The 680-nt window shown below is 73.1% G+C and carries 1 protein-coding gene; it reads left to right on the top strand.

Going from position 1 to position 680, the window contains the following annotated elements; all coding sequences use genetic code 11:
- Positions 1-82: 82 nt before the first annotated feature.
- Entirely contained in the window at positions 83-607 is a 525-nt protein-coding gene (locus FVA95_RS29140) for a hypothetical protein (RefSeq protein WP_149666928.1), read from the top strand.
- The last annotated feature ends 73 nt before the right edge of the window (positions 608-680 follow it).

The following is a 680-nucleotide window of genomic DNA, read 5'->3' as shown; positions in this document are numbered from 1 at the left end:
GACAACACCTCATCAGCCACACCCCGTCGTCCCGGGCATCCGGGGCACCAACCCCGAACACCCACGACCTTAGGGACACCGCATGACGCACCCCGACGAGGACAAACCCCGGGCGCGACGCCCGGCTGCCGGTGCCCGCGGCGCGTTCCGGGCGATGTGGTCGATGGCGATGATGTGGATCGATCCGGCGCTGGTCGACGAGCACGAGGTGCCGCCGCGGTTCACGACCGGAGTCCTGCTCCTGTGGACCGGCGCGGGCGTCGCGGTGGCGTCGGCCGTGTGCGTGGGGGAGCTCCTGGTCTCCGGGGAGTCCTCGCCGCTGTCGCTGGTCGGGACGCTGACCATGTTCCTGCCGCTGTCGATGGCGTTCCTCGCCCAGCCGCCGCGCCGGCTGTCCGGCCTCGCGGCGGCCTCGGCGACCGGGCTGCCGGCCGGCGCCGCCGTCGCGCTGGCCGGCGTCGGGCCGCTGACCCCGTTCTGGTCGGCCCTCGCCGGGCTCGCCGTCGCCGCACTCGTCGCGGCCGCCGTCTTCAGCCAGGTCGCCCGACCGGAACCTCACGCGCCATGCGCGCCTGGATCGTCCGCTCGGAACCCACGCAGAACCTAGGCCGTGTCCTGTGAATCTTGGCGGAGCCAGAGGATGATCGCGGCGATGAGGATCTCGGAGCGGTAGTAGGCGG

This window comes from Pseudonocardia sp. EV170527-09 (assembly GCF_008369905.1).
Classification (GTDB): Bacteria; Actinomycetota; Actinomycetes; order Mycobacteriales; family Pseudonocardiaceae; genus Pseudonocardia.
The sequence above is the reverse complement of the archived record's forward strand: the minus strand, read 5'-3'. Positions and strand labels throughout refer to the sequence as shown.